Source organism: Aphanothece microscopica RSMan92 (assembly GCF_046613545.2).
In the GTDB taxonomy this organism is placed as follows: domain Bacteria; phylum Cyanobacteriota; class Cyanobacteriia; order PCC-6307; family Cyanobiaceae; genus NIES-981.
In genome coordinates this window covers 1-1,142 of the sequence record NZ_JBKKKY020000200.1, presented here as the reverse complement: position 1 = coordinate 1,142, position 1,142 = coordinate 1, and the positions used below count along the sequence as shown (strand labels likewise).

Annotated in this window: 1 protein-coding gene and 1 pseudogene; both read right to left on the bottom strand. The window is 67.1% G+C overall.

Going from position 1 to position 1,142, the window contains the following annotated elements:
• Window positions 1–181, bottom strand: a pseudogene (locus tag ACLD7X_RS16955) (NAD(P)H-quinone oxidoreductase subunit 4); the annotation flags it as partial.
• A gap of 89 nt (window positions 182–270) precedes the next feature.
• The coding region (locus ACLD7X_RS16950; RefSeq protein WP_411424862.1) for a proton-conducting transporter transmembrane domain-containing protein at window positions 271–1,142 on the bottom strand (872 nt) is incomplete at its 5' end.

The window sequence follows — 1,142 nt, the reverse complement described above, 5'->3', positions numbered from 1 at the left end:
CCTCCACGGAGGGGTCGTAGCCGTTGAGGTACCCGCCGACGGTGAACAGGAAGGTGACCAGGGCGATCCCGAGGGCGTACCAACGCACCTGCTTGCCATCGCCCTTGTCGGGCACGAAGGGGATGAGCAGGGCCGCACCGATCGGGAAGAGGATCGCGGCGCTCAGCCAGGGGAAAGGCACTGAATCCAAGAGGCTCCGTTGGCCGGAGTGTAGAAATCCCCGCTAGGTAAACACTCTTACGGTGGGGGGAGGCACACAGTCCGTAGGGCTCACCCCAGCGAGCCGAAGAGCACCACCAGGGCGATCACGCCGCCGAACACGATCAGGGCATAGAACTGGGCGCGACCGGTCTCGAAGTACTTGAGGCCTTCGCCGCTGCCGAGGGTCACCAGGCCGGTGAGGTTGACGACGCCATCGACCACCTTCGAGTCCACCTCGAGCACCGAGCGGGCCAGCTTGCGGCTGCCCTGCACGAAGAGCTTGTCGTTGATGGCATCGAGATACCACTTGTTCGCCAGGAAGGCGTTCAGGGTGGGGAACCGTCCCGCCACCGCCGCGCCCAGGTCGATCCGGTGGAGGGCATAGGCCATCACGGCGAGGCTGATGCCGGCCACGGAGATCGCCACGGAGGCTCCGGCGAGGGGCAGGAACTCGGACCAGCTGAAATGCTTGGCCATGTGGGCCGCTTCGGCCGGATCGAGCAGCGCGGCGAAGCGGCTGTTCCAGGGGGTGCCCAGCAGCCCGATCAGCACGGAGGGAACGGCGAGCACCGCCAGGGGCATGGCCATCTGCCAGCCGGACTCGTGCGGATGGTCGGCGTGGCCGTGGGCATGCTCGTCGCCCTGGTCGTCCCCGCCGACCTTGCCGGCGGACGCCAGAAGTTCGGCCTGGATGGCCTGGTCGTTGCCGCGGAACTCGCCCTCGAAGGTGAGGAAATAGAGCCGGAACATGTAGAACGCGGTCATGCCGGCGGTGACGAAGCCGGCGGCCCAGAGCACGGGGAAGGACCCGAAAGCCTGGCCGAGAATCTCGTCCTTGCTCCAGAAGCCGGCCAGGGGCGGGATGCCGCTGATCGCCACGCAGCCGATCAGGAAGGTGGCGCTGGTCACGGGCATGTAACGCCGCAGACCTCCCATCAGCC